The sequence below is a fragment of the Roseburia sp. AM23-20 genome, from assembly GCF_003470905.1.
Lineage (GTDB): Bacteria > Bacillota > Clostridia > Lachnospirales > Lachnospiraceae > Roseburia > Roseburia rectibacter.
In genome coordinates this window covers 37,728-60,645 of sequence record NZ_QRHS01000006.1, presented here as the reverse complement: position 1 = coordinate 60,645, position 22,918 = coordinate 37,728, and the positions used below count along the sequence as shown (strand labels likewise).

General features: G+C 48.1%; 37 protein-coding genes. All 37 read left to right on the top strand.

Going from position 1 to position 22,918, the window contains the following annotated elements; genetic code table 11:
• Positions 1–2: 2 nt before the first annotated feature.
• The 37 genes from DW650_RS06875 (at position 3) to DW650_RS06710 (ending at position 22,908) form a co-directional block, all read left to right on the top strand.
• Positions 3–221 carry a hypothetical protein gene (locus tag DW650_RS06875; RefSeq protein WP_118209441.1) on the top strand — a complete coding sequence of 73 codons (219 nt, stop codon included), beginning with the start codon at positions 3–5 and terminating at the stop codon, positions 219–221.
• Complete coding sequence (locus DW650_RS06870) at positions 208–774, top strand: MT-A70 family methyltransferase (RefSeq protein WP_118209440.1); 567 nt, start codon at positions 208–210, stop codon at positions 772–774. Before DW650_RS06875 ends, DW650_RS06870 begins: the two co-directional genes overlap by 14 nt.
• 25 nt (positions 775–799) lie before the next feature.
• The gene (locus tag DW650_RS06865; RefSeq protein WP_147403008.1) at positions 800–1,318 is read left to right on the top strand and encodes a gp33 family protein; all 519 of its coding nucleotides are present in this window, start codon (positions 800–802) and stop codon (positions 1,316–1,318) included.
• Positions 1,319–1,321: 3 nt separating this feature from the next.
• The gene (locus tag DW650_RS06860; protein WP_118209438.1) at positions 1,322–1,804 is read left to right on the top strand and encodes a hypothetical protein; all 483 of its coding nucleotides are present in this window, start codon (positions 1,322–1,324) and stop codon (positions 1,802–1,804) included.
• 3 nt (positions 1,805–1,807) lie between these two features.
• The gene (locus DW650_RS06855) at positions 1,808–2,581 is read left to right on the top strand and encodes a hypothetical protein (RefSeq protein WP_118209437.1); all 774 of its coding nucleotides are present in this window, start codon (positions 1,808–1,810) and stop codon (positions 2,579–2,581) included.
• Between the two features lie 54 nt (positions 2,582–2,635).
• Positions 2,636–3,271, top strand: coding sequence for a DUF7768 domain-containing protein (locus DW650_RS06850; protein ID WP_118209436.1), 636 nt, complete (start codon positions 2,636–2,638; stop codon positions 3,269–3,271).
• A 1-nt stretch (position 3,272) separates the two neighbouring features.
• On the top strand, positions 3,273–6,023 hold the full coding sequence (locus DW650_RS06845; protein WP_118209435.1) for a DUF927 domain-containing protein: 2,751 nt from the start codon (positions 3,273–3,275) through the stop codon (positions 6,021–6,023).
• A gap of 441 nt (positions 6,024–6,464) precedes the next feature.
• Entirely contained in the window at positions 6,465–7,088 is a 624-nt protein-coding gene (locus tag DW650_RS06840; RefSeq protein ID WP_118209434.1) for a hypothetical protein, read from the top strand.
• Positions 7,057–7,218 (top strand): hypothetical protein, encoded by a 162-nt coding sequence (locus DW650_RS19710; RefSeq protein WP_182426837.1) that lies wholly within the window; start codon positions 7,057–7,059, stop codon positions 7,216–7,218. Before DW650_RS06840 ends, DW650_RS19710 begins: the two co-directional genes overlap by 32 nt.
• On the top strand, positions 7,211–7,915 hold the full coding sequence (locus DW650_RS06835; RefSeq protein ID WP_118209433.1) for an HD domain-containing protein: 705 nt from the start codon (positions 7,211–7,213) through the stop codon (positions 7,913–7,915). The genes DW650_RS19710 and DW650_RS06835 overlap by 8 nt, the downstream gene beginning before the upstream one ends.
• Positions 7,912–8,112, top strand: coding sequence for a hypothetical protein (locus DW650_RS06830; protein ID WP_118209432.1), 201 nt, complete (start codon positions 7,912–7,914; stop codon positions 8,110–8,112). Before DW650_RS06835 ends, DW650_RS06830 begins: the two co-directional genes overlap by 4 nt.
• Entirely contained in the window at positions 8,096–8,350 is a 255-nt protein-coding gene (locus DW650_RS06825; RefSeq protein WP_118209431.1) for a hypothetical protein, read from the top strand. The genes DW650_RS06830 and DW650_RS06825 overlap by 17 nt, the downstream gene beginning before the upstream one ends.
• A gap of 11 nt (positions 8,351–8,361) precedes the next feature.
• Positions 8,362–8,847, top strand: coding sequence for a VRR-NUC domain-containing protein (locus tag DW650_RS06820; protein ID WP_117483650.1), 486 nt, complete (start codon positions 8,362–8,364; stop codon positions 8,845–8,847).
• Between the two features lie 16 nt (positions 8,848–8,863).
• Positions 8,864–9,088 (top strand): alanine racemase, encoded by a 225-nt coding sequence (locus DW650_RS06815; RefSeq protein ID WP_118209430.1) that lies wholly within the window; start codon positions 8,864–8,866, stop codon positions 9,086–9,088.
• On the top strand, positions 9,085–9,234 hold the full coding sequence (locus tag DW650_RS19515; protein ID WP_158576213.1) for a hypothetical protein: 150 nt from the start codon (positions 9,085–9,087) through the stop codon (positions 9,232–9,234). The genes DW650_RS06815 and DW650_RS19515 overlap by 4 nt, the downstream gene beginning before the upstream one ends.
• Positions 9,231–9,662 carry an ASCH domain-containing protein gene (locus DW650_RS06810; RefSeq protein WP_117483648.1) on the top strand — a complete coding sequence of 144 codons (432 nt, stop codon included), beginning with the start codon at positions 9,231–9,233 and terminating at the stop codon, positions 9,660–9,662. The genes DW650_RS19515 and DW650_RS06810 overlap by 4 nt, the downstream gene beginning before the upstream one ends.
• A complete protein-coding gene (locus DW650_RS19510; RefSeq protein WP_008396694.1) occupies positions 9,652–9,822 on the top strand; it encodes a hypothetical protein in 171 nt (56 codons plus the stop codon). Before DW650_RS06810 ends, DW650_RS19510 begins: the two co-directional genes overlap by 11 nt.
• 7 nt (positions 9,823–9,829) lie before the next feature.
• Positions 9,830–10,045 (top strand): hypothetical protein, encoded by a 216-nt coding sequence (locus DW650_RS06805; protein WP_117483647.1) that lies wholly within the window; start codon positions 9,830–9,832, stop codon positions 10,043–10,045.
• A complete protein-coding gene (locus DW650_RS19505) occupies positions 10,042–10,218 on the top strand; it encodes a hypothetical protein (RefSeq protein WP_158576212.1) in 177 nt (58 codons plus the stop codon). The genes DW650_RS06805 and DW650_RS19505 overlap by 4 nt, the downstream gene beginning before the upstream one ends.
• Positions 10,184–10,507: a hypothetical protein gene (locus tag DW650_RS06800; protein WP_118209429.1), complete on the top strand. Its 324-nt coding sequence runs from the start codon at positions 10,184–10,186 to the stop codon at positions 10,505–10,507. Before DW650_RS19505 ends, DW650_RS06800 begins: the two co-directional genes overlap by 35 nt.
• Entirely contained in the window at positions 10,504–10,728 is a 225-nt protein-coding gene (locus DW650_RS06795; protein WP_117483645.1) for a hypothetical protein, read from the top strand. The genes DW650_RS06800 and DW650_RS06795 overlap by 4 nt, the downstream gene beginning before the upstream one ends.
• On the top strand, positions 10,715–10,957 hold the full coding sequence (locus tag DW650_RS06790; protein WP_008396686.1) for a hypothetical protein: 243 nt from the start codon (positions 10,715–10,717) through the stop codon (positions 10,955–10,957). Before DW650_RS06795 ends, DW650_RS06790 begins: the two co-directional genes overlap by 14 nt.
• Positions 10,958–10,971: 14 nt before the next feature.
• Positions 10,972–11,484: a hypothetical protein gene (locus tag DW650_RS06785; RefSeq protein WP_055180297.1), complete on the top strand. Its 513-nt coding sequence runs from the start codon at positions 10,972–10,974 to the stop codon at positions 11,482–11,484.
• A 94-nt stretch (positions 11,485–11,578) separates the two neighbouring features.
• Complete coding sequence (locus tag DW650_RS06780; RefSeq protein ID WP_055180299.1) at positions 11,579–12,124, top strand: SWIM zinc finger family protein; 546 nt, start codon at positions 11,579–11,581, stop codon at positions 12,122–12,124.
• Positions 12,125–12,860: 736 nt separating this feature from the next.
• The gene (locus DW650_RS06770) at positions 12,861–14,225 is read left to right on the top strand and encodes a site-specific DNA-methyltransferase (protein ID WP_008396680.1); all 1,365 of its coding nucleotides are present in this window, start codon (positions 12,861–12,863) and stop codon (positions 14,223–14,225) included.
• A gap of 1 nt (position 14,226) precedes the next feature.
• Positions 14,227–14,784 carry a hypothetical protein gene (locus tag DW650_RS06765; protein ID WP_008396679.1) on the top strand — a complete coding sequence of 186 codons (558 nt, stop codon included), beginning with the start codon at positions 14,227–14,229 and terminating at the stop codon, positions 14,782–14,784.
• On the top strand, positions 14,762–16,597 hold the full coding sequence (locus tag DW650_RS06760; protein WP_008396678.1) for a phage terminase large subunit family protein: 1,836 nt from the start codon (positions 14,762–14,764) through the stop codon (positions 16,595–16,597). Before DW650_RS06765 ends, DW650_RS06760 begins: the two co-directional genes overlap by 23 nt.
• Positions 16,598–16,609: 12 nt before the next feature.
• On the top strand, positions 16,610–16,843 hold the full coding sequence (locus tag DW650_RS06755) for a hypothetical protein (RefSeq protein ID WP_055180308.1): 234 nt from the start codon (positions 16,610–16,612) through the stop codon (positions 16,841–16,843).
• A gap of 3 nt (positions 16,844–16,846) precedes the next feature.
• Complete coding sequence (locus DW650_RS06750; protein WP_118209427.1) at positions 16,847–18,442, top strand: phage portal protein; 1,596 nt, start codon at positions 16,847–16,849, stop codon at positions 18,440–18,442.
• A complete protein-coding gene (locus DW650_RS06745) occupies positions 18,393–19,016 on the top strand; it encodes an HK97 family phage prohead protease (protein WP_118209426.1) in 624 nt (207 codons plus the stop codon). Before DW650_RS06750 ends, DW650_RS06745 begins: the two co-directional genes overlap by 50 nt.
• Positions 19,013–20,578, top strand: a complete 1,566-nt coding sequence (locus DW650_RS06740) for a phage major capsid protein (protein ID WP_118209425.1) — start codon at positions 19,013–19,015, stop codon at positions 20,576–20,578. The genes DW650_RS06745 and DW650_RS06740 overlap by 4 nt, the downstream gene beginning before the upstream one ends.
• 18 nt (positions 20,579–20,596) lie before the next feature.
• Complete coding sequence (locus DW650_RS06735) at positions 20,597–20,938, top strand: DUF2190 family protein (RefSeq protein WP_118209424.1); 342 nt, start codon at positions 20,597–20,599, stop codon at positions 20,936–20,938.
• Between the two features lie 12 nt (positions 20,939–20,950).
• Positions 20,951–21,226: a hypothetical protein gene (locus DW650_RS06730; protein WP_055180314.1), complete on the top strand. Its 276-nt coding sequence runs from the start codon at positions 20,951–20,953 to the stop codon at positions 21,224–21,226.
• Positions 21,219–21,554 carry a hypothetical protein gene (locus DW650_RS06725; protein WP_118209423.1) on the top strand — a complete coding sequence of 112 codons (336 nt, stop codon included), beginning with the start codon at positions 21,219–21,221 and terminating at the stop codon, positions 21,552–21,554. Before DW650_RS06730 ends, DW650_RS06725 begins: the two co-directional genes overlap by 8 nt.
• A 17-nt stretch (positions 21,555–21,571) precedes the next feature.
• On the top strand, positions 21,572–22,138 hold the full coding sequence (locus tag DW650_RS06720) for a phage tail protein (RefSeq protein ID WP_243102877.1): 567 nt from the start codon (positions 21,572–21,574) through the stop codon (positions 22,136–22,138).
• Positions 22,139–22,615, top strand: coding sequence for a hypothetical protein (locus DW650_RS06715; RefSeq protein WP_117483637.1), 477 nt, complete (start codon positions 22,139–22,141; stop codon positions 22,613–22,615).
• Positions 22,612–22,908 (top strand): hypothetical protein, encoded by a 297-nt coding sequence (locus DW650_RS06710; RefSeq protein WP_117483636.1) that lies wholly within the window; start codon positions 22,612–22,614, stop codon positions 22,906–22,908. Before DW650_RS06715 ends, DW650_RS06710 begins: the two co-directional genes overlap by 4 nt.
• The last annotated feature ends 10 nt before the right edge of the window (positions 22,909–22,918 follow it).

Genomic DNA, 22,918 nt, shown 5'->3' with positions numbered 1-22,918 from the left:
ATATGGACAAAATCGTAATCTGCAAGCAGTGCGGTAAGCCAGAATACTGGGGAGAAATGAGATGGCTGTCGGGAAGATGTACTTGCAGGAATTGTTACAAAGCAAACTGGCAGGACGAGAATCATTGCTTATACACATGGGATGATTTAGACGGAAAACGTCCAACAATGAAAGAGTACCAGGAACAGCAGGACGAGAGGTATCGCAATGGCAAAGATTGATATTTTTAACCCAGAAAGTAAATACGACATCCTCTACACGGACCCACCTTGGCAGCAAGGCAGGGGAGGAAAGAAAGCGGCCAGACCGAACAGTACCGGAACGACAGTACCATACGAGACAATGGACGTCCCCGGAATTATGGAACTGCACCGCTATGTCACAAACGAACTCATGAATAAAAAGCACAATGTATTCATGTGGACGATAGACAAGTACCTGCCGCAGACAGAGGAAATCATGAGCCTGCTTGGATATAAACTCCACGCAAGGCTGATATGGGATAAGGGCAACGGACCGGCACCCGCCTACACGGTGCGCTTCGCACATGAGTATCTGCTCTGGTTCTACAAGAAGGGAAATATCATCCTCCCAGACAAGGACAAGCGTGGAGCTTTTTCCACGGTACTCAGAGAGAACAACAAACGGCATCACAGCCAGAAGCCGGAATGTGCCTATCAGATGTTAGAAACATTCTTCCCACAGGCAAAGAAACTGGAACTCTTCGCAAGAGCGGAGCGTGACGGTTGGGATCAGTGGGGAAATGAATTATAAAACCAAAGAAGGAAGGAGCAAAGCAATGAAAACAGAACAACGGCTTCAGTCAGTCAATGAAATTTTAGACAAAAAAATTCGAGAATATAACAAAATTCTTGAAGAAAAAAAGAGACTAGAGAAGCAAACCAAAGAAAACAATGCTGCAAAAGAGAAAAAGGAACAGGAGATAGCACAGATAATGGTGGATAACGAGAAGCCAAGTACTATCGTGGATGGATATACCTACTCTTTACAGGAAACCAAAATGTATTCCAAGAAGGCGGAAGAAAAGCTAGAGCAGTTAAAAATAGAGGAGGGGATAGAATTCTTCGAGGTATTGAGAGAGCAGGGACTTGGTTCAATCATAAAGGAAACAGTCAATGCGAAAACACTACAGTCCACAATGAAGGCTCTTGATGATGAATTACCAGAAGGCGAAGATTTACCAGAGGATTTAGCAAAATGTCTCAATATTTACTCGAAACTTGGAATCAATAAGACAAAAGCAAGCAAAAACGCACAGCAGGCTTTAAGCAGAGCAAAGAAAGCACGGGAGGTATAAGCCATGGCAGATTATGAGCAGATGGAAATTGATGTAACACTGGAAAGCGACCGTGACCTCAAAGAGAATATGCAGGCAACAGCCAAATTCGCACTGGGTCAGATCATGGAGTATCAGCACCCGACCAAGGTAAAGAACCGCCATGAGGGATACGGAATCGCAGCAGAGGGATATGCGTCTCTGCAGGGCAAGATGAAGTCCACCAAGACGGATATGGATGACCTCTTGAAACTCCTTCCGAATGGAGATGGCGATGTGCTCAATGTAATCGGCAGCCTTTACAACTCAGCGGTCGAGGTAGCCGTGGAGTCCATCAAACTGGCAGCGCAGGCACAGAGAATCATGGACGACCTCTACTATGGAGAGAGCGGAAAGCCGACACCAGTGGAAGAATATCTGGATGAGCAGGAAGCCGGAGAGCAGACGGACGATGGCTTCGAGGAAGCCGACAACAACAAAGAAAACGCAGAGGAAATGGAGGATTAAACTATGGCAAAGAATGAGGTAGCAACCACAGAAAAGAATTTTAATCTGGTCACATTGACCGGAGAACTGAAGGAAGCAGTCGCAGAGGAAATGGACGGACTGGGCAACCTTCCGTTTGACAGAGCAAAGATTCCAAGCGGTGGCGGTCTTGCATTTGAACTGCCGGGAGAAACTGAGGACGAACCTGTCATGAGCACGGATATCACAGGAGTCATCCTGTACCACCACCCAATGAATTCCTACTGGGCAGAGCAGTACAATGGCGGAAATGCACAGCCGGACTGCTCAAGCATTGACGGAAAGCAGGGAATCGTGAGAGAAACCGGAGAGATCTGCGACTGCAGCAGATGCCCGCATAACCAGTTCGGAAGTTCCGGAGCAGGAAAAGCCTGCAAGAACATTCACAGATGTTACATCCTGCAGGAAGGAAACCCTGTGCCGATCATCCTTGCACTTCCTCCGACATCCCTCAAGTATCTGAGAGATTACATCGGAAAGAGAATTCTGCTCAAAGGACTCCGCTGCTATGATGCGGTAACCAAGATCACTCTGAAAAAGGAAAAGTCCGCAGACGGAATTACATACTCCAGAGCAGCGTTCTCCTTTGTCGGAAAGCTGACGGATGCGCAGAGAGCAGAAGCCAAGGCAATGGTAGAAATCGCCAAGGCATTCGCAGGAAACCTCACAGAGGTAGATGAAGCCGACTACAACACCGGAGCGGTAGATGCGTCAGAGTTCCAGAATGTGGAGGGAGACGCAAATCTGCCATTCAACTAAGGCAGACAAGCCGGGAGCAGAAATGCTCCTGGCATTATCCAAAGGAGGCACAGTATGCAGATATTGTTTGATAACTGGACCGGCAGATACGATGACGAATGCTTAATGCCGGGAGATATCGTGGAAGCGGCCATGATTTACAACTTTAGAGAGAATGCGGGCAACCAGAACGACCTCATGATCCAGATGAGCGAGGTCGCAGACATTGTCGGTAACGCACCTATCTATGACACCATATACAAGGAAAACAGATACTCTCCATGGAGATATGCAGGACAGTGTTATCCGGGAGAGTTGAGAAACAGAAATCCGGCACTCATGCCGATGTGCTATGTCTGCAGCAGATACAGAGCAGACACCAGGGAAGAACTGGAAGAAAATATCATGATTGCAAAGTGGGCGGCAAATAAACTGGTCAGCGAAGGAAAGATACCGATCGCACCGCACCTTTACTTCCCACGATTTATGGATGACTCCATCGCAGAAGAACGGTACTTCGGAATGGAAGCAGGCAAGCGTCTGATGATGCAGTGCAAAGAATTCCTCGTAGTAACCGTGGAAAATGTGATCAGCGAGGGGATGAATGAAGAAATCGACTACATGACGAACAGGCTCATGATGCAGGGCAAGTCAATCAACTTTACAAGGCTTGGACTGGAAACGGTAATACATAGTAGATTGGAGCGATAATATGCAGCAGACAGCAGAGGTCGACTTAGACCGACTGGTAGATTATAGAACTGAATACTGCTCCGTTATCAAGAAGCATAAGATCACAGGCGACAACCTCACAGGACTGTGCCCATTCCATGACGACAGGGCAAACTCGTTCTCGGTAGACCTAAAGACAGGAAAATGGCATTGCTTCGCAGAAAATGATGGCGGAAACTTCGTCACATTCTACGCAAAGCTGCACGGACTGGACACCAAGGAAGCCTATAAGCAGATACTGGAAAAGTATGGAGCATTGAGTGAGCCGCAGGAGAAGCCAAAGGAAAAGAAACCAGGACTGGATCATTACACCGTATCCCAGTATTCATTCGAGAAGCGTCTCCCAGAAGAATGGCTGAAAGAGCAATGCTGTCTGCAGACAAAGAAAGACCGAAACGGAGTCCAGTATTTATACATACCATATTTTGATGCAGAAAAGAATCTGGCACTGCACCGCAAGAGATATGGCGGAAAGCAGTTCCGGTGGGAATACGGAAAGACCGAGAAGTTGTGTATGTATGGACTGTGGCAGATAGAAGCCATTCGGAACATCGGATACGCAGCACTGGTAGAGGGCGAGAGCGACTCCCAGTCCATGTGGTACATGGGAATCAGCACACTGGGAATACCGGGGGCATCCATGATGCGTGCGGACTGGGCAGGAGTCCTGCAGGATTTGAAATTATATATCCATGTAGAGCCGGACAAAGGCGGGGAGACATTCCTCGCCAAAGTCACAAGGGCACTCCGGGAAGGAAAGTTCGTAGGAGAAGTATACAAATGGAGCTGTCGAACACTCGGATGCAAGGACCCATCGGAAGTTTATATGAAGTATGGCAAAGAGGAAGCGGCCGAGAAGATCCGAAAAGCAATCAGCAACGCAGAGCAGATAGACATCGAGGAAGATAACATCCCGGAAGCGGTCGAGGGAGCACCTGTGAACTTAAGGCAGCCGGAAGGTTGGATTTATTCAGAAAAGGGAATCAGCGTGATCGATGAAAAGAAGTATGCACCAGTCATGGTATGCAGAACCCCGATCATTATCACGCAGCGACTGCGGAGCATGGAAACAGGAGAGGAAAAGATAGAGGTAGCATTCAAGAGGGATGGGCAGTGGCACAAGGCAATATACCCACGAAGCACCATCTTCACATCCAGAGCCATCACAGCACTGGCAGACTTAGGATGCACCATTACATCGGAGAATGCAAAGCACGTAGTAAAGTTCCTTGCAGCACTGGAAGCAGAGAACATAGACATCATAAAAAAAGCAGACTCCACAAGCACATTCGGATGGCAATCCGGAAAGAGATTCGTACCGGGGCACGATAAGGATATCGTACTGGACATTGATCCATCGCAGAGAGGAATGGCAGCGGCATACTGCCAGAACGGAACAATGGCGGACTGGCTCAAAATGATAAAGCCACACAGGAGCAGGGATAAGTTCCGCTTCATACTGGCGGCCAGTTTCACAGCACCGTTACTGCGGATTATAAAACAGAGAATATTCTTCGTTTACAACTGGGGCGGTTCAAAAGGCGGAAAGACCGCAGCATTAAAAGCAGCACTCTCCGCATGGGGCGACCCGGAAAGGCTGATGGTAAACTTCAACGCAACACAGGTAGGCTTGGAAAGAACCGCATCCTTTTACTGCGACCTACCACTGGGAATTGATGAGCGTCAGCTTGCAGGCAACAACCAGAACTCACTGGAAAAAATCGTGTATATGATCGCCAGTGGTACAGGAAAGATACGAGGTGCAAAGAGCGGTGGCATCCAGGCAACACAGACATGGAGAACCGTGGCACTGGCAACCGGAGAAGAACCACTATCAACAGAAACATCGCAGACAGGTGTAAGCACCCGTGTGCTTGAAATATACGGTGGACCATTTGACGATGAGAGGGAAGCCTCCGTCATGCATCAGCAGTCTGGAATGAACTGCGGATGGGCGGGACCGGCTTACATCGGAATGCTCCTGCACACAGACGAGAGAAGCATCACGGAGAAATACGATGAAATGATGCAGTATGTATACCAGATCAGCAAAGGAAAGAGCGGATCACACATAGCAGGCATCGCAGCGGTGGCACTGGCGGACGCAATCATCGACACATGGGTATTTAATAACGGAGAATGGCTGAAACGGTACGAAAATGGAGAATTTGATACGGAATCAGCCAAAACAAACACGGAAAACCTGCAAATCGACCCGGAATCATGGGAAAGAGCCAAAGAGATGGCAAGGAACATCCTGCAGGAGCAGATGAACGCAGACACCGGAGATGTAAACGAGAATGCCACGCAGTACATCGTGGACTGGATACTGTCAAACAAGGACAGCTTCGGGGAGAAAGCCTTCGGAACGTGCCTTGGCATGATTCAGAACAAGAACGCATACATCTTCCCATCCATGCTGACGCAGGCACTCACGAAAGCAGGGTACTCATCCAGAAAGACACTGAAATACCTCGCAGATAAGGGTCTGATCGGAGTATCAGTCCTTAAGGATGGCAGCACCAAGAACTCCGTAACAAAATGGTTTAACAACCGAAACTGCCGCTTTGTGGAATTCCACCTGGGCGACCTCGCAGAGGAAAAGGACCCATTACTGGAGGAGGAAGAAATCGCAGAGCAGATGAAACCGCAGCAGATGAATCTGCCGGGAATGGGTGATGGATGGCAGACCATACCCGATGAGGAAGCAGATAAGCTGCCGTTCAATTAGTCACAGAATTTGCGATTTAGTCACAAAAACCATGGAGCAGAAAAAATTGTGTGACTGGAAATTATGTGACCAAAATCGCTAAAAAGTTATAAAAAACCTTAAAAAACCGCACACCTAAAATTAGGTGTTTAGTTAGGTGTTCGGTTAGGTGTTTAGTAAAAAACCCAGTAAAATCAAGGCTTTTAATAACATCTAAACACCTAAAACACCTAAATCACTATTTTTATTGTATTTACGGAAAATTGTGTGACTGCATGAAGGGTTAGTCACAGAAATCACTAAAAAAACATGGTGTATATCAAAAATTAGGTGTTAGGTGTTTAGTAACCCCGACAAAGCCAGTAAAATCAAGGGTTTCACAGTGAACACCTAAATGAACACTTAGGTGTGCGGTGGAAAAATCGGGGCATTAGGTGTTCGGAGAAAGAAAGGGTGGTGCGAATGGACAACGAGAGCAATCCAAACGATGAAGAAAAACTGAAATCGTTACTGGAGACACTGAGGAAGAATGATGAAAAAGTGCCAAAGGAACTCCTTCGGACAAAGTACAAAAAGCCGTACCGGGAACTGAAGGAAAGCATCAAGGAAGTGGCAGACCGGATGCTGAACGGCAGAATCCGAGAGGGAATCGTCATAAAGACGGATGAAGCCGGACAGGTTCTCATTAAGCAGATCCAAACAACGCTCGATGAGAAAAGGAATGCAGGAACAGGAAAAGAACTCGGCAGGGCACTCTACAAAGAATACAGTCTGGAAAAGTTCCTGCAGATTGTGGAAGAAATCAGAACCGCAATCTGGAATCTGTGGATACCTTACTGGCAGGAGCACTGTTGCTTATATGCAGCACCGGAATGCTTCGAGGAAAACGGACCGCCACCGAAGATTTACAACGATTTGACAAAAGAGTTCCTTGTAGACCAGGAACAGAACATCTGGGAGAAGAAACCAGAGTGGGAATCAGAACAGAGAATGATCATCACAGCCGGAGCGTGCCACATTCTGGCTGAGGGATTAAAGAATAAGGAGGAAGCAGATGGGATGCAAAGCAGCGATACCAACAGATGAGTACCACGGATGGGAGTGCGAAATAACAGAGGGAGCGTGTATGTTTTTACACCCAGACAGTAAAAGATGTGCCAAAGAATACGGCGAAGGACCAGATGCAGTAGAACAGGAGGAGCAAAACAATGGATAACAGACAGGCAAACATCAACAGATTTGAAGCAGAGATGACAAAGGTAACAAGAGACGGAGTGGACAAGCTGATGGCATTTATCAGAAAGAGTGATATGTACGCAGCACCTGCAAGTACCAGATTCCACCTTTCAGTGACAGGCGGACTGCTGCAGCACTCACTCAATGTACTGGATGCACTGAGGGCGAACCTCACAAAGAACGATGACGGCACATACTCATACGAGGTCGCAGGAGTTCCGGCAGCCAGAGTGACAGAGGAAAATGTGATCATCATGGCACTACTCCATGACATCTGCAAGACCTACTTCTACACAACGGAAATCAGAAACCGCAAGGTCAATGGAAAGTGGGAGCAGTACGAAGCATTCGCAGTGGACGACAAGATTCCATACGGTCACGGAGAAAAGTCTGTAATGATGATCGAGGAATATATGAAGCTTCAGCCAGTAGAAAGATATGCAATCAGATGGCACATGGGATACACCGAAGCCGACACCTTATCATTCAACAATGCAATCGACAGATACCCGATGATCTGGGCACTGCATTCCGCAGACACACAGGCAAGTCACTTTATGGAAAACAATGAGGGGAACAAGCTGGCATACGCAGACAACGGATCAGCGGAATACGCAGATCAGCCGACCATGCAGGAGGCAACCGCCCCGGTATTTGAGGAGGCGACACCAGTATGAGCATGATGGAACTGCTGTCTCAGATGAGAGAGCAAGCCAGAGCCAAGAAGCAGCGCAAAGGAAGCCTGCCGTGGTTTTGTATCATTCTTTCGGACAAATGCGTAGAACCGGAAAAACCCTGTACTGAGTGCAGGGTTTACGAGGAACATAAAGAAGAAATCGAAAAGGAGATGGAGAGACATGATCATCAAAATTGAAGCAGTACCGAAACTGATAGTGGAAGATGGAGTAGAGAAAGTCGTCATGGGAGCAAACAATCAGCCAGTGCGGGATAAAGAAAGAGCACTTATCACAACCAAGGGCGGCAATTACCGCAGAATCGTCACACTCACAGACGAACTGGCGGCAGAGGTGGCAAAAGGACACCGATACTTCAATGCAGTAGAGAAAAACGGAAAACTCCACATCACAGGGAGAGTGTCCGCCAGATTTTAAGGAGGCAGACAATGACAGCAAAGAACGCAGAAGGGTATCCAGACCCAACAGCAGAGGAAGCAATCCGCCATGTAATGCGTGGAGGAAAACTGGATTATACCTCCTTCAGAACCTATGAGGAATTGCAGGACTACACCATAGAGCATAACAAAGGCATAAGCACCAGGGAAGCGGCCGACAAATTCATCCGGGAGAAGATGCCAAAGGAAAGTTACTTCCAGAAGAAAATCCTTGACTGGATAAAGGATAACGCACCAAATGCCATCGCATGGAAAGAAGCAGCCGGCCCGTACTCCAGACAGGGAATCCCAGACATTACCTGCATCATCAATGGCAGGTATTACGGATTCGAGGTCAAGCGGCCATTCATCGGGGTGCTGAGTAAGATGCAGGAACAGACCATAAAGCAGATCCGCAGGGCAGGCGGAAGGGCGGAAGTTGTCACTTCAGAAAAGGAAGTAGCAGAAATCCTGCTGCCGGAACTGACACAGAAATAGCAAGGGAGCAAACAGAATGAGAGTAGCAATCGAACCGAGAAAATCAACTGACCGTGGCGGATATTACTGTATGCCGCTGAAGGTAAATGTGCCGACAGGACGCAAGGACTGGAAGCTGACCAAGTGCCCGGAGTGCGGTGCACAGTGTTGGGAACTGCCACTGGCAGAAGTAGCCAAGGCGCAGGGAGCAAAAGGACTCTGCACCATGTGCGCTTTAAAGAAGGGAGTGAGCGGAAGATGAGAGTAAAAATAAAGCCAGTCAATGATATGGCGGTGTCTGACGAACACCTCAACATCATAATCCTCAAAAAGCCAAAGCGCAGATATAGACAGATTATCAAGGCATATTACAGAAGAATGCAGAAGAAGGAAGTGAAAGAATCATGAAAGCAATAACAGTATGGCAACCATGGGCAACGCTATTGGCGACTGGGCAGAAACATAACGAAACACGGTCATGGAAAACAAGCTATCGTGGAGAAATCCTCATCCACGCAGCCAAAACAGACCACAGCGGAATCCTGCTACATATCCCGATGGAAGAATTGAAGCACTTCCAGGACGCAGGTGTAGTAAATAAACTACCAACAGGAGCAATCATCGGGAAAGCAAATCTCGTGGATTGTTTCCAGATCGATGAAGCCTATCGGAGAAAACTGCAAAGAGAGAATCCGGCAGAGTTAGCATTCGGAGATTATACCATCGGCAGATACGCATGGGTAATGGCAGATGCAATATTATTCAATAAGCCAATTCCGGCAAAGGGAAAGCAAGGACTGTGGAACTGGGAAGGAGATGTACAGGATGAACGATGATGAAAAGTGTTGCTGCGGAAACTGCCTGCACCACAGACCATCATGGGAAACAGGACATCTGAGCGGATGGCACTGCGATAACTTCATGGCAGACGCATACGGATGTGATACAGAGTACGATGATGGAGAAGAATGTCCAGATTTTGAAAGCAAGAGGTAGGTAAACCATGTGGAAGATTTTTATAGAATACGATGATAAAAGCAAATTGACGATAACCGGAAAGCACAAGGATATCCCAGTAGAACTGGCAAACAAATACTACAGAGAATATGTGAAAAGCAGCGTATGTAATGCCACATATCAGCAGTATCCAAAGAAAGACCATGAATCTATGTCATTGGCAACGAAGATAATGGAACTTCAAAATGGAGTGCAACGATGAATGACGAATTTGAAAGTTGTGTAATGATTTGCCAGAACTGCGGACACGAAACAGCGATTGATCCAAATAGAACAATAGGAGCAATAATACCTTTGGAATTTTGTCCGTGGTGTGGAAAAGAAATAAAGGAGGCAGAGGATGAGACTGAAAAAGAAAATCAGCAGGCAGAGTAAGATATTCAAAAAGGCGATCAATGCAAAGTGGGCATTCTACTGGGCAAAGTTCATGACAGAAGCAGCGGCCATCTGTAGGAAGTATGAGCATGAGGTAATCGAAGGCAAGGGAACGGATTATGAATATACACACCTCTCATGCGATGGTTGCCCATTCAATGTAGAGAAGTTCGGAGAGCATAAGATATGCGGGTGCATATTAAGCGGACCGGACGACTGGGATGAGCCAAAGGTAATCGGTCATATCGTTCGCACAATAATCCATGAAATGGCAGGTGGTAAGAAATGAGCGAGAACGAAATCCGTGAGTACGCACTCATGAAAGCGACATTTAAGTGGTTGCTGATTGGTATGTTATGGCAGGGATTGGAATTGTGGTTCTACGGAACAACCAGACCGAGCAACGAGGATACAATCATCGGATTTTTACTCTGGTATTACATCGTGAGATGTGAATGCATGAAAAGGGGAGTCTGGTGGAAAAGAGGTGGAGACAATGGCAAAAGGTAAACCAAAGCGTAAGCCATTCGGGATGAATTCCAGTCTGGCGGATGCAACACAGGTAATGAGACAGCTTCCGGTGTCGGCAATGCTATCGTCCATTGAAATGCAGATTAATATCCTGCAGGAGCGTGGAGTAGAGATACGAGACTGGGAGAACAAAGACCGGGTACTTAAGCAGGTAAGAATACTCGGCGGAAAAGCATACTTCCTTGCGGAGGACAAACCCAGGGATTAGAAAGAAGGAAAACTATGACACCAGACAGCATGGCAAATGAAGTAGAAGAACAAAAACTGCTTCTCAAACAGTACCTCGGACAATATTATTATGCCAAGATGAAAAAGAAGCAGTTGGAAGCCAGACTTCGTACTTTCAGAGAAAATATGCTCGGCACAAAGGGGATGCAATACTCCCCAGTGCCACGCAGCCAGACCAACAGCGTAGGAGACGGACCGGCAACGCAGGTCATCCGCGCGATGGAGATCGAGGACAGAATCGAATCACAGAAAGCAGAGATGGCAAAGACCATGCTGAATGTGATGAAGATCATGGATTTTTTACCAACGGATTCCACGGAACGAAGCATACTGGAATACAGACACATTGACTGTTTGAGTTGGAAGCAGGTGTGCAAGGAAGCAAACATGACAAGGACTCCTTGCAACAAATACTACAACGCAGGAATTGACAAGCTGCTTACATACAAAAAAGTACAGTCAATTTTACAGGAATTCGCCTCCTCCCAAGAACCCTCAAAGCCTTGAAATTGCTTGACTTCGGAGTAGGGGGGGTAGAATTGTACTGACAAAATAGCTTATTGTCAGATGATAAATTCTACCCCTTAAAAGGAGGAGCAATATGGGATTGAAAGATTACACAGATACAAAAAACGGGCCGCAATTGGCGGTATTAAAACACGCAGTCATCGGAGACAGAATCGGAGAGGTTAAGATAGAAAAAGGCTTCCTAAAATTCAAAGGAACGATGACGGACAAACATACCAAGGAAGTGCATCATTGCACCATGGCAGGATGCGACTGTGAAGATTATAAGAAAAACAAGCTGCCATGTGTGCATATGTACAAACTGGCATTGGAGTACGGAATGTACAAAGACATTCAGAAACGAGGATTTGCAGGAAAACTGGCAGGACTGAGTGATGAAGCCTTCGCCTATTTTGAAAGCGCAATGTATGGCGGATACTACGATAAAGAGAGAGACATCGAAGATGGATCATGGGAAAAGATAACTCAGAAGATTAAAAGCGAATTATCCAGAGAAGGACTACTGGAATTTCATCGTGGATATTTTGTATTTACGAACCATGTCCAGAATGAAATCATCGGGTATATCCTGGCGACTTTTTCAGACCCACGCAGTATAGAGCGTAGAAAAAATCAGTAAAAATAATCACGGAAATATCAAGCTGGAAATTTTACTGGGAAAAATTCCGCAAAAGAAAAAAAGAACATCGAAAATTCAAGCCGACTTTTGGAAATCCACATTCGGAATCCAAGGGCCGGCTTTTACTGTGTGTGCAGAACGGATTATAAATACCAAACCTAAAAAATAGGGCACGCATATAGGGAGTGTATAAGGCCCACATATAACACACCCATATATGGGGCAGGTATTATGCCCAGAAAAAAGACAGGAAAAGCACAGAGGTACAGGGGCGCACCGTAGCACACACCCACAGGGGCAGGGAGAGCAGGGGCAGGACGCACCCACACACCACAGCCACAGCACTACGCAGACGCACCACAGGCAGGGCAGGCAAGGCACAGGGCACACCACAGGACAGGGGCACAGCACCACACAGAAGCACAGCACACAGAAGAAAGCACAAGAGAGTACACAAGAGTACATCGAGGTGTGCTATAGTAGTAGCGTGGAGCACAAGGGGACAGACCACACGGTCACACCCAACCACTCCACTTGCTCCCCTCAGAGAGGACATGGCACAAGGCATCAGAGCCTGCGCTGTGTCCTCTTTTGCGTGCAGGCGGGGCACGGCATCGCCGTAGGTACTACCCAGACCCAAAATGCAATGCGGGGCGAGGAAGGCGCGGCTTTTTTGCCGATAAAATAAAAAAATTTTTAACCATTTCGTTACGCAAAGCGGGAAGGAGGCTTGGAAATGGACCAGAAACTGAGAACTGAGCGCAGGAAACTGGCTGACTTAAAGGCAGCAGAATACAATCCAAGAAAAGCACTGACCCCGGACGATGCGGAATACCAGAAAATAAGGCGGAGCATTGAAGAATTCGGATACGTTGACCCCATCATCATAAACGAGGATGGAACTATCATAGGCGGCCATCAGAGGGCAACCGTCCTCAAAGACCTCGGATACCAGGAAGTGGATGTGGTCGTGGTGGCTCTGGACAAGCAGAGAGAGAAGGCTCTGAACATCGCACTGAATAAGATTACAGGCGAATGGGATGAAGTGAAGTTAAAAGATCTGCTGCTTGACCTCGACCTCGGAGATTACGACATATCACTGACAGGCTTCGAGCAGAACGACCTCACGGAACTGGTGGACAAACTCGCTATCGAGCCGGAAGCAGTGGACGATGACTTCAATGAGGACGAAGCACTGGAGCAGGCGGAAGCCGAACCAGTAACCAAACTCGGAGATGTGTGGCTACTGGGCAGACACAGGCTCATGTGCGGAGACAGTACATCGCAGGATGACATGGCGGTTCTGATGAATGGAGAAATCGCAGACCTTGTCGTCACTGATCCGCCATACAATGTCAACTACGGAGACAAGGCAGAGATGCTCGATGAGTACCTCCCTGCCAAAGGACACCGCAACATCAACCACATCAAGAACGATAATATGGACAACCAGAGTTTCTATTCGTTCTTACTGGCAACCTACCAGAGTGCTTATGAATTTATGAGAGCCGGGGCAGCAATCTATGTATTCCACGCAGAGAGTACCGGACACATATTCAGACAGGCATTTCTTGACGCAGGACTGAAACTCGCCCAGTGCTTAATCTGGGAAAAGAACGCATTCGTCCTCGGCAGACAGGACTACCAGTGGAGACACGAACCGTGTCTGTATGGATGGAAAGAGGGTGCGGCGCATTACTTCATCAATGACAGGACACAGGATACCGTCATTCTGGAAGATGATATAGATTTCAGTGCCATGAAGAAAAACGAACTTGTGGCATATCTGGAAGAACTCCGCAGGAAAAACAGAGATCAGACCTCTGTTATTTACGAGAACAAACCGACAAGGAATGACATACACCCAACCATGAAGCCAATCGCACTGGTCGGAAAATTCATAACCAATTCCAGTAAGTCCGGATGGAATGTACTGGATCTGTTTGGTGGAAGCGGCAGCACCCTCATGGCCGCAGAGCAACTGGGAAGGACGGCATTCATCATGGAACTGGATGAGAGATTCTGTGATGTGATCGTGAAACGGTGGGAAGATTACACCGGACAGCAGGCAGTCCGAATCCCGGCAGAGGATGTAAAGTAGAATGGCAGAGGAACAGCAGGGCGGCTTCTACCGTGTAGAGGTCATCGCTTCTCTGTTCGGAGTAACGGTGCGAAGGGTGCAGCAGCTTACTCAAGAGGGCATCATATCAACAACCAAGACCAAAGAGGGGAATCGGTATGAATTAGCACCTACCATTCAGAGGTATGTCAAATACCTTTCAGACAAGGCATACGGAAAAAGCAAGTCCGAAAAGGAAGCCGAACTGAGGGAACAGAAACTGCAGGCAGAGATCGCCCTCAAGGAATCCCAGGGAGAAATGCATAGATTAAAGACAGAGATCGCATCGGGGAAGTACATCGACATCGAGGAAGTGAAGATGGACTATAGCCGATTTTTTGTTTCATTCAAAAAGTTTGCATTATCCCTGCCGAGCCGACTATCCGGCAGAATCAGCGGTCACTGCGACCCGATGGAGATTCGCTCGATAGAAAAGGATCTGAACGCAGAAATCATCCGGTTATTAAACAGCTTTGTGGTGGCAGGCTGCACACCGGAAGAAATGGAAAAGAAAAAGCGTGGCAAGAAATCCGTATCGTAGATACGAGGTCACAGAATACCAGAAGGAAGCCTTAAAGTTCCTACAGCCACCAGAGGACATCACGGTATCGGAGTGGGCAGATAAGTACAGGGTACTGGATGCCAAGACCTCTGCAATGCCGGGACCATGGCGGACAGAACACACCCCATACCTTAAAGGCATCATGGATGAGTTCAACAATTATGAGACAGAGGAAATCGTCTACGTGAAGCCTACGCAGGTAGGTGGAACAGAGTGCCTCCAGAACATGGTAGGTTACATCGTCCAACAGGACCCTGCGCCGACCATGATCGTATACCCGACAGATACGCTCGCCAAATCCATATCGGAGAACAGACTGCAGCCGATGTTCAAAGCGGCACCGGAACTCCGAAAGAGGTTTGATGAGAACTCGCAGTTGCAGGAATTACAGTTTGATGGAATGTATCTGACACTGGCAGGCTCGAACTCCCCATCAAGCCTTGCGAGTAAAGCAATCCGATTCCTGTTTCTCGATGAGGTGGATAAATATCCGGGGGCATCCAAAAAGGAAGCTGACCCGGTCAGTCTGGCAAGGGAACGAACCAAGACATTCCACAACAGGAAGATATTCATCACAAGCACACCGACACTGAAAACAGGGCATATCTGGAAAGCCAAGGAAGATGCAGACATAGAGAAGCACTACTTCGTTCCATGTCCGCACTGTGGGGAATACATCGAACTCAAGTGGAAGCAGATACACTTCCCAAAAGAGGAGGGGATGAGTTACGCAGACCGTGCAGAATTCGCAACCTATGTATGCCAGGAGTGCGGATGCGTAATCACAGACCAGGACAAGCCGGAGATGCTCCGCAAGGGAGAGTGGCGGACGGTCAAGGAAAACACCAAGTTCGTCCGCAAGGTAGCGTTCTGGATGAACACCCTGTACTCTCCATTTGTTCGCTTTTCAGAGATTGTAAAGGAGTTTCTGGACAGCAAGGATGACCCGGAGAAGCTGCAGAACTTTGTCAACTCATGGCTTGCAGAGCCGTGGGAGGATACCAAGCTAAAGACCAACGCAGACCTCGTCATGGAAAGACAGACCGAGTACGAGGAACTGGTAGTGCCGGAGTGGGCAAAACTGCTTACGGCAGGAGTCGATGTACAGGAGAACTGCCTATACTGGAGCATCAGAGCGTGGGGCAATTACCTCACAAGCCAGAACATAGCACATGGGCAGGCTTTCTCATTCCAGGAAGTCGAGAGAATCATGAACCTCGAATACCAGATGCCGGATAGCACACCACTGGTCGTAGCACTGGCACTGATCGACTCCGGTAATGACGCAGATACGGTGTACGATTTCTGCGCCAACAATTCAGAATGGGCACTGCCAAGCAAAGGTTCATCAAACCCGATGCTGTCGCACTACAAACTGTCCAAGGTAAATAAGAGCGACAGCAAGGCATACGGCATGAATCTGGTACTGGTGGACACCGGAAAATATAAGGACATGATCGCCGGACGAATGCAGAAAAAGAACGGCAGTGGATCATGGATGGTTTACCAGGGATGCGACAGAGAGTACGCAGAGCAGGTAACTGCGGAACATAAAGTGAATGTCAAAATGGGAAACGGCAAGGTCAAACAGGAATGGCAGCAGAAAACCTCCCACGCAGACAACCACTACTTGGACTGCGAGGTATACGCAACAGCAGCGGCAGATATCCTCGGAGTACGAACCCTGCATCTGAATGAGATACAGGAAAATGAGCAACCAAAGAAACAGGAAACAACCCAGTACACCCCGGAAGAACACTGGATCAGTCAGAACGAAGGGTCATGGGTATAAAGGAGGCAGAGCATGGCAGCAGTAGAATCCAATTACAATGCTTCGGAAATGCTAACCGAAGTAAATAATGCCATTTACGCAGTGCTCGTAGGCGGCCAGTCATACAAGATTGGTACGAGACAGCTCACCCGTGCCGACCTTAGTCTGCTCTACAAATTAAGGAACGACCTCACAGCACAGATTGCAGCAGAGGGTTCAACCAGTTTACTGGACGATACCTATGTCGCAGTATTTGATGGGAGGTAGGACATGAACTGGTTAGACGGAATTATAGGTTTTATATCTCCAGAATGGGGAGCACGCAGGGAAGCATGGCGACAGAGTCTGACTGAGATGAGGAACTACGATGCAGGCAACTACGACAGGGGTAATGCAAACTGGAGGGTGCTCAACCAGTCAGCAGAATTTACGGACCGGTACAGTCGTGACAATGTCCGAGCGAGAGCCAGAGACTTGGAACGAAACTCCGACATGATGAATTCGGTCATCGGAGCATATAAGAGAAATGTGATCGGTGGCGGATATGCACTGCAGGCAAAGACTGGAAGTGACAAGACCAACGAACTCATCCAGGCAGCCTGGAAGAAATGGTGCAAGAAACAGAACTGCGATGTGACCGGAACGCAGTCCTTCACGCAGATGATGAGAATGTGCGTGAAACGAAAGAAGGTCGATGGCGGAATCCTCATCGTAAAGAGATACACCAAAGACGGATACCTCCCATTTAAGCTTCAGACATTCGAGGTGGACGAATTGGACAACTCGCAGATGCTCCCGAAGAAAAAAGGTAACAAGGTAGTCGGTGGTATTGAAATGAATGAGTATAACAAGCCGATGGGGTACTGGATCAGACAGTATTCCGTGGACGGAATGGCACTCTCAAATCCCGTGTATGTGGATGCGAAAGATGTCATTTTTTTATACACAAAACACCGTCCATCGCAGGTGCGTGAGATGTCCGATATGAGTCCGACAATCACAAGAATCCGAGACGCTAACGAATTTATGATAGCCGTATCGGTCAAAGAGCGAATAGCGGCCTGCCTGTCGGTATTCATTAAAAAACAATTACCGACAACCGGAATCGGTCGTCAAAACGGCAGTGTTCCGGGACCGCACCAGGACTACCAGGGTAAATCCATCGCACCCGGCATGATAAAGGAACTGAATGCCGGAGATGAGATACAGGTAGTAAACCCGACCGGACAAGCAACGGATGCAGCAAGCTACATCAAACTGCAGCAGAGACTTGTCGGAGCAGGACAGGGCATCAGTTATGAAGCCACAAGCCGTGATATGTCGGAAAGCAACTACTCCTCAACCAGACAGGGCATCATCGAGGATGATATGACCTATGCAGAGGAGAAAGAGATGCTGATGGAAGTCATGGACGAAATATATGAGACTTTCGTTATTTCCATGTGGCTTGCGGGAGAACTGGAGGCAAAGGACTTCTGGGAGAATAAGGATAAATACTTCGAGCACGCATGGATCACTGCACCGAAGAAATGGATTGATCCGCAGAAAGAAGCAAACGCAAATAAGATTGCTCTCAATACCGGACAAAAGACCTTCAAGCAGATTGCTGCTGAACAGGGTCGTGACTGGAAAGAGCAGATCGATGAGATGGCAGAGGTACTCGAATACGCAAAGGATAAGGGTATCGACTTAGGAGGTGTGATTTTTGATCAGACAGCAGCAGAACTCTATGAGGACGAAGAACCTGCCAACACTCCTCAAGAGGGAACAGGACAGCAAGCCGGAGAAGAAACCGGGCAAGAAGCAGGCGAAGGCGATGGAACATCGCAAGAAGGAGAAGCAGACAACCAGGGAACTGACGGTTAATTCCATCAGAGCCATGGAGGGCGAGGGGAATGAGCGAAAGTTCATTCTTTCTTTTTCGTCTGAAGAACCATACGAGAGATGGTGGGGAACAGAAATCCTCGACCATTCAGAGGGAGCGGTAGACCTTACACGATTAAATGAAATCGGGGTACTGCTCTATAACCACAACCGAGACAGAGTGATTGGCAAAGTCAATCGTGCATGGATCGAGAATTTACGTGGTATGGCAGAGGTCGAATTCGACAGCGATGAAGATGCAGACCTTATCTATCAGAAAGTCAAGAGTGGAACACTGAAAACCACTTCCGTAGGCTATCAGATAGATTCATGGGAGGAAGTAATGCCAAACAAGCAGTCGGCAGATGGCAGGTTCACAGGACCGGCAGACATCGCAAGAAAGTGGACACCTTACGAAATCAGTATCGTGAGCGTGCCTGCGGACCCAACGGTCGGTGTAGGCAGGGAACTGGAAGATGAAACCGAGCAGGGAACGCAGAGCCGCTCTATTGACTGGTTTGAAAGGCAACTTCAAATAAATAAAAATATTATCAACCAAGGAGGTAACAGACGATGAACAAAAAGCAGCAGAGACAGCAGAAAATGCTCCGTCAGCAGGAAATCGTAAATGCCGCCAAAGATGCAGGCAGAGATCTCACTGCAGAGGAGCAGACAGAGTTCGACTCCCTTCAGAGAGAAATTGAGAGACTGGACGGAGAGATTGCAGCAGAGGAACAGCAGCAGAGAGGTATGACCCCTCAGCCAAACGATCCTCCGCAGAATCTGGCAAACCCGGAAGCAGACACCCAGAGAGCAATCCAGGAAGAAAGAGCCAGAATCCGTTCTATCACAGAACTCTGTGGAGAATTTGGAATGGAAGCCAGAAGCTACATCGAGAGCGGTGCGACACTTGACTCCGTGAGAGAAGCAGCACTGGAGCACGTAAGACAGCACGGTGCTCCTATCTCAGCAAACGGCAGAGTAAGCATTACTGAGAGTGCAGAGGACAAGTTCAGAGCGGCAGCAGCGGACGCTATCGTGATGAGAAGTGGAATGGAACTCCAGAACCCGGCAGACGGTGCAAGACAGATGATGGGAATGACACTCCGTGACTTAGCCATTGAGTGTCTGACCAATGAAGGACAGTCCGGACTCAACAGAAGATCCTCTGACGAACTCTACGGTATGTTGCAGAGACAGTTCTACAATCCGACAGCAGCGTTCCCTGCTATCCTCGACAATGCCATCAACAAGGCATATGTGGGAGGACACAAGACTGTAGCCGTAACATTCGACCAGTGGACAAAGAAGGGAACTCTTAAGGACTTCAAGACCCACGACAACAACTACTTAGCAGGACCGGTAGGCGAGTTCCTCGAAGTGCCGGAGGGCGGAGAGTTAAAGCATGATGTGTTCGGAGATGAGAAACTCCCGACCAGAAAGCTGAAAACATACGGCCGCCAGTTCACACTTACAAGACAGGCATTCATCAACGATGATATCGATCTCTTAACCAGAGTTCCTGCCAAGTACGCAGCGAGCGCAAGAAAGACCCAGAACAAGCAGTGTTACCAGATCCTCGTAAACAATCCGGCGATTTATGACGGTACTGCATTATTCAGCAGCGCACACTCCAACTTACTGGCAAAGGGCACAGGAATCACGAAGGAAGCCGTGCAGGGCATGATCCTCGCACTCCAGAACCAGACAGACCAGTTCGGAGAAGCAACTATCATCAGACCTGCAATCATTATCGTGCCGAGCGGATATATGTTCGATATGTACACGCTGTTCTACAGCCCGACAATCAGCACGTCCGGCAACACGCAGGCAGTGAACCCGCTCTACAGATACAAGGACAGCATCACGGTAGTGGAAGATCCGACAATCAACGCACTCTGTGGTGGTTTTGGAAATGTAATGCCTTGGTGGTTACTTGGAGCAAAGGACGACACAGACTTCATCGAGGTTGACTATCTGAACGGACAGGAGATCCCGACAATCAGAAGAATGGAGACTCCGGGCACATTAGGATTTGTATGGGATATCTACCTCGACTGGGGTATCAGCGTCATGGATTACCGTGGAGCAATCAAGAACCCTGGTATCGAAGTAAAGAACCCGATCGAGTTAGCATAACAGAAGGAGGATGCAGCCATGAGCAAAGCAAGTTACTGGCAGAGAGGGGAAACCCTCGATTATAAAAACACCGGAGCGACTACCATCGAAGCCAATACGGTCATTGAACTGACTGGCAGAGTTGGTATCGCAGGAACAGACATCGCCCCTGGTGCAGAGGGCGACCTTCACGTATGCGGTGTATTTGAGTTTGACAAGACAAGTCAGAACGAGATCACATTCGGACAGCCTGTTTATTTTGATAAGACAGGCATCACAGAAGCAAGCAAGGACGGAAGTTCCAACGCATACACACCTGCAGGCTTCGCAGCCAAGGCAGCGGCCGCAGGAGATAAAAAGGTACTTGTAAAAATCGGATAAGGAGGTGCAGCCATGGAACTGGTAGCAACATACCCTATCCTTTACAGATCACACCAGTATGAAGTCGGAGACAGCCTCCCGGCAGACGATGAATCAATGGTGCAGGCATGGCTTGACGCAGGAACAGCCGTGTGGAGCGAAGGTAAGCAGGAGAAAGCGAAAGCGACTCCTGCCACCGCCACAGCAGGACTGGCAGGGGAGTCCAAGAATGGAGAAACCCCGGAGAATGTAGTCGGCAGAGTGCCAAAGACACCGACCCGAAGCAAAGGGGCGAAAAAGAATGGTTAGAAAATCATTCAAAGAAGTCATGAAGGACGATGTGAATAACACCTTCATGAATGTGGATGAATTCGCAGATACGCACACCGTGGACGGAAAAAAAATCCCGGTTCTCGTAGATGACAATGAAATCATCGAAAGAGAAAAGAAGATGAAATCCAACATGGACGGTGTATATGTGAAGCAGAAACTAATCTATGTCAAGGCGGATGACTTCGGACCACTGCCCGCCATCGGTCGGCAGATTGTCTTTGATGGAAAGAGGTACATGGTAACCGATTCCACAGACGAGGGCGGAGTGTACACAATAACCATGGAGGCTAACAGGACGAAGTAATGGGATTGCAGAGCGGAATGATAGAGTTTGAAGTCGACCAGACTCAACTCCAGAGGATAGAACTGAAACTGAAGGACATGAAAGCGAAAGCGCCGCAGGCATTGAAGAATGCCGTGAATGCTACCGCCAGGGATGCCAAAAAGGATCTGGCTGACAAAGCCAAGGAAACCTATGCGGTAAAGAGTCCGAGGTTTAAGAAGGCTATCGCTCAGAAGAACGCAACGGCATCCAATCCGACAGCCACTCTGAAAATTACAGGGGCAGTGAATGAGTTGGCGGACTTCAAGTACAAAGACAATACTTCAACAGATGCGGCCAGAGGTAAGGTACTGAAAGCAAGCGGACTGAAAAGCCTGCAAAAGGGTAACCTCAAGGCTTTTATTACCAAATTCGGAAGTGGTCATGTTTCTGTAGTTCAGAGAAAAGGAGCATCAAGGCTGCCGCTTAAGAAATTACTTAGTCCGTCCATTCCTACCATGATAGGGAACGAAGCCAAGGTATATGGCATCGTGAAGCCGAACATAGAAGAGAACCTGCAGAAGAACATCCAGAAGCAGATCGACAGAATACTGGGAGGCAAGTAAATGACGGCGCAGATTTTACAGGAAGAACTTGTAAAGGAAATCGGGATTATTTTTAAGGATGACCTCTTCAAGGATTCCGCAGGGGAGTACATCAAGATGAATGTCTATGAGCAGAACCTCCCCATCAGACAGGACGAAGATGCACCGGACCCGATGCCGCATGTGATCGTCCGATTGGAAACAGGGCAAGACAATGGCGGTGTAGAACCGCAGGAAGTGTTCGTCATACTGCGGATCGGATATTTTGACGATGACGCAGAAAACAACGGACACAAGGGTGTCCTTGGAATCATCCAGAAGATACAGGAACGGTTCATGAAAGAACCAATGCTCGCAAAGCAATTTTATTTTATGCATGATGAGCAACACCCATTCAACTGGGCGCTGCAGGACGAAGAATCATTCCCTTACTTCTTCGGAGCAGCGAGCATGACATTTGCAACAGCAGCAATAAGGAAGGAGGATAGATTCGCATGAGTGAAGCAAAGACAAAAGTAGTGCAGGCGGAAACCAAGCAGGAAGCAAAGACGGTAGCCAAGGCACAGGAAACGATGGCGTATGCCGGCCCGACAATTCTGGGAGTGGCAACACACAATCAGTTCTTCAATAACGGACTGCCGGACGGATTGAAAACCGCAATGGAGAAAGAACCTGCGATTTACAATCTGGTCGTGCCGATCAGCAATCTGGCGGCCGTGAACGCAGACATCGCATCACAGAGCGGTGCCGCTTATGTATTTTATAAAAAAGCAGCCGAGTATAAGGCTTAAGGAAGGAGAG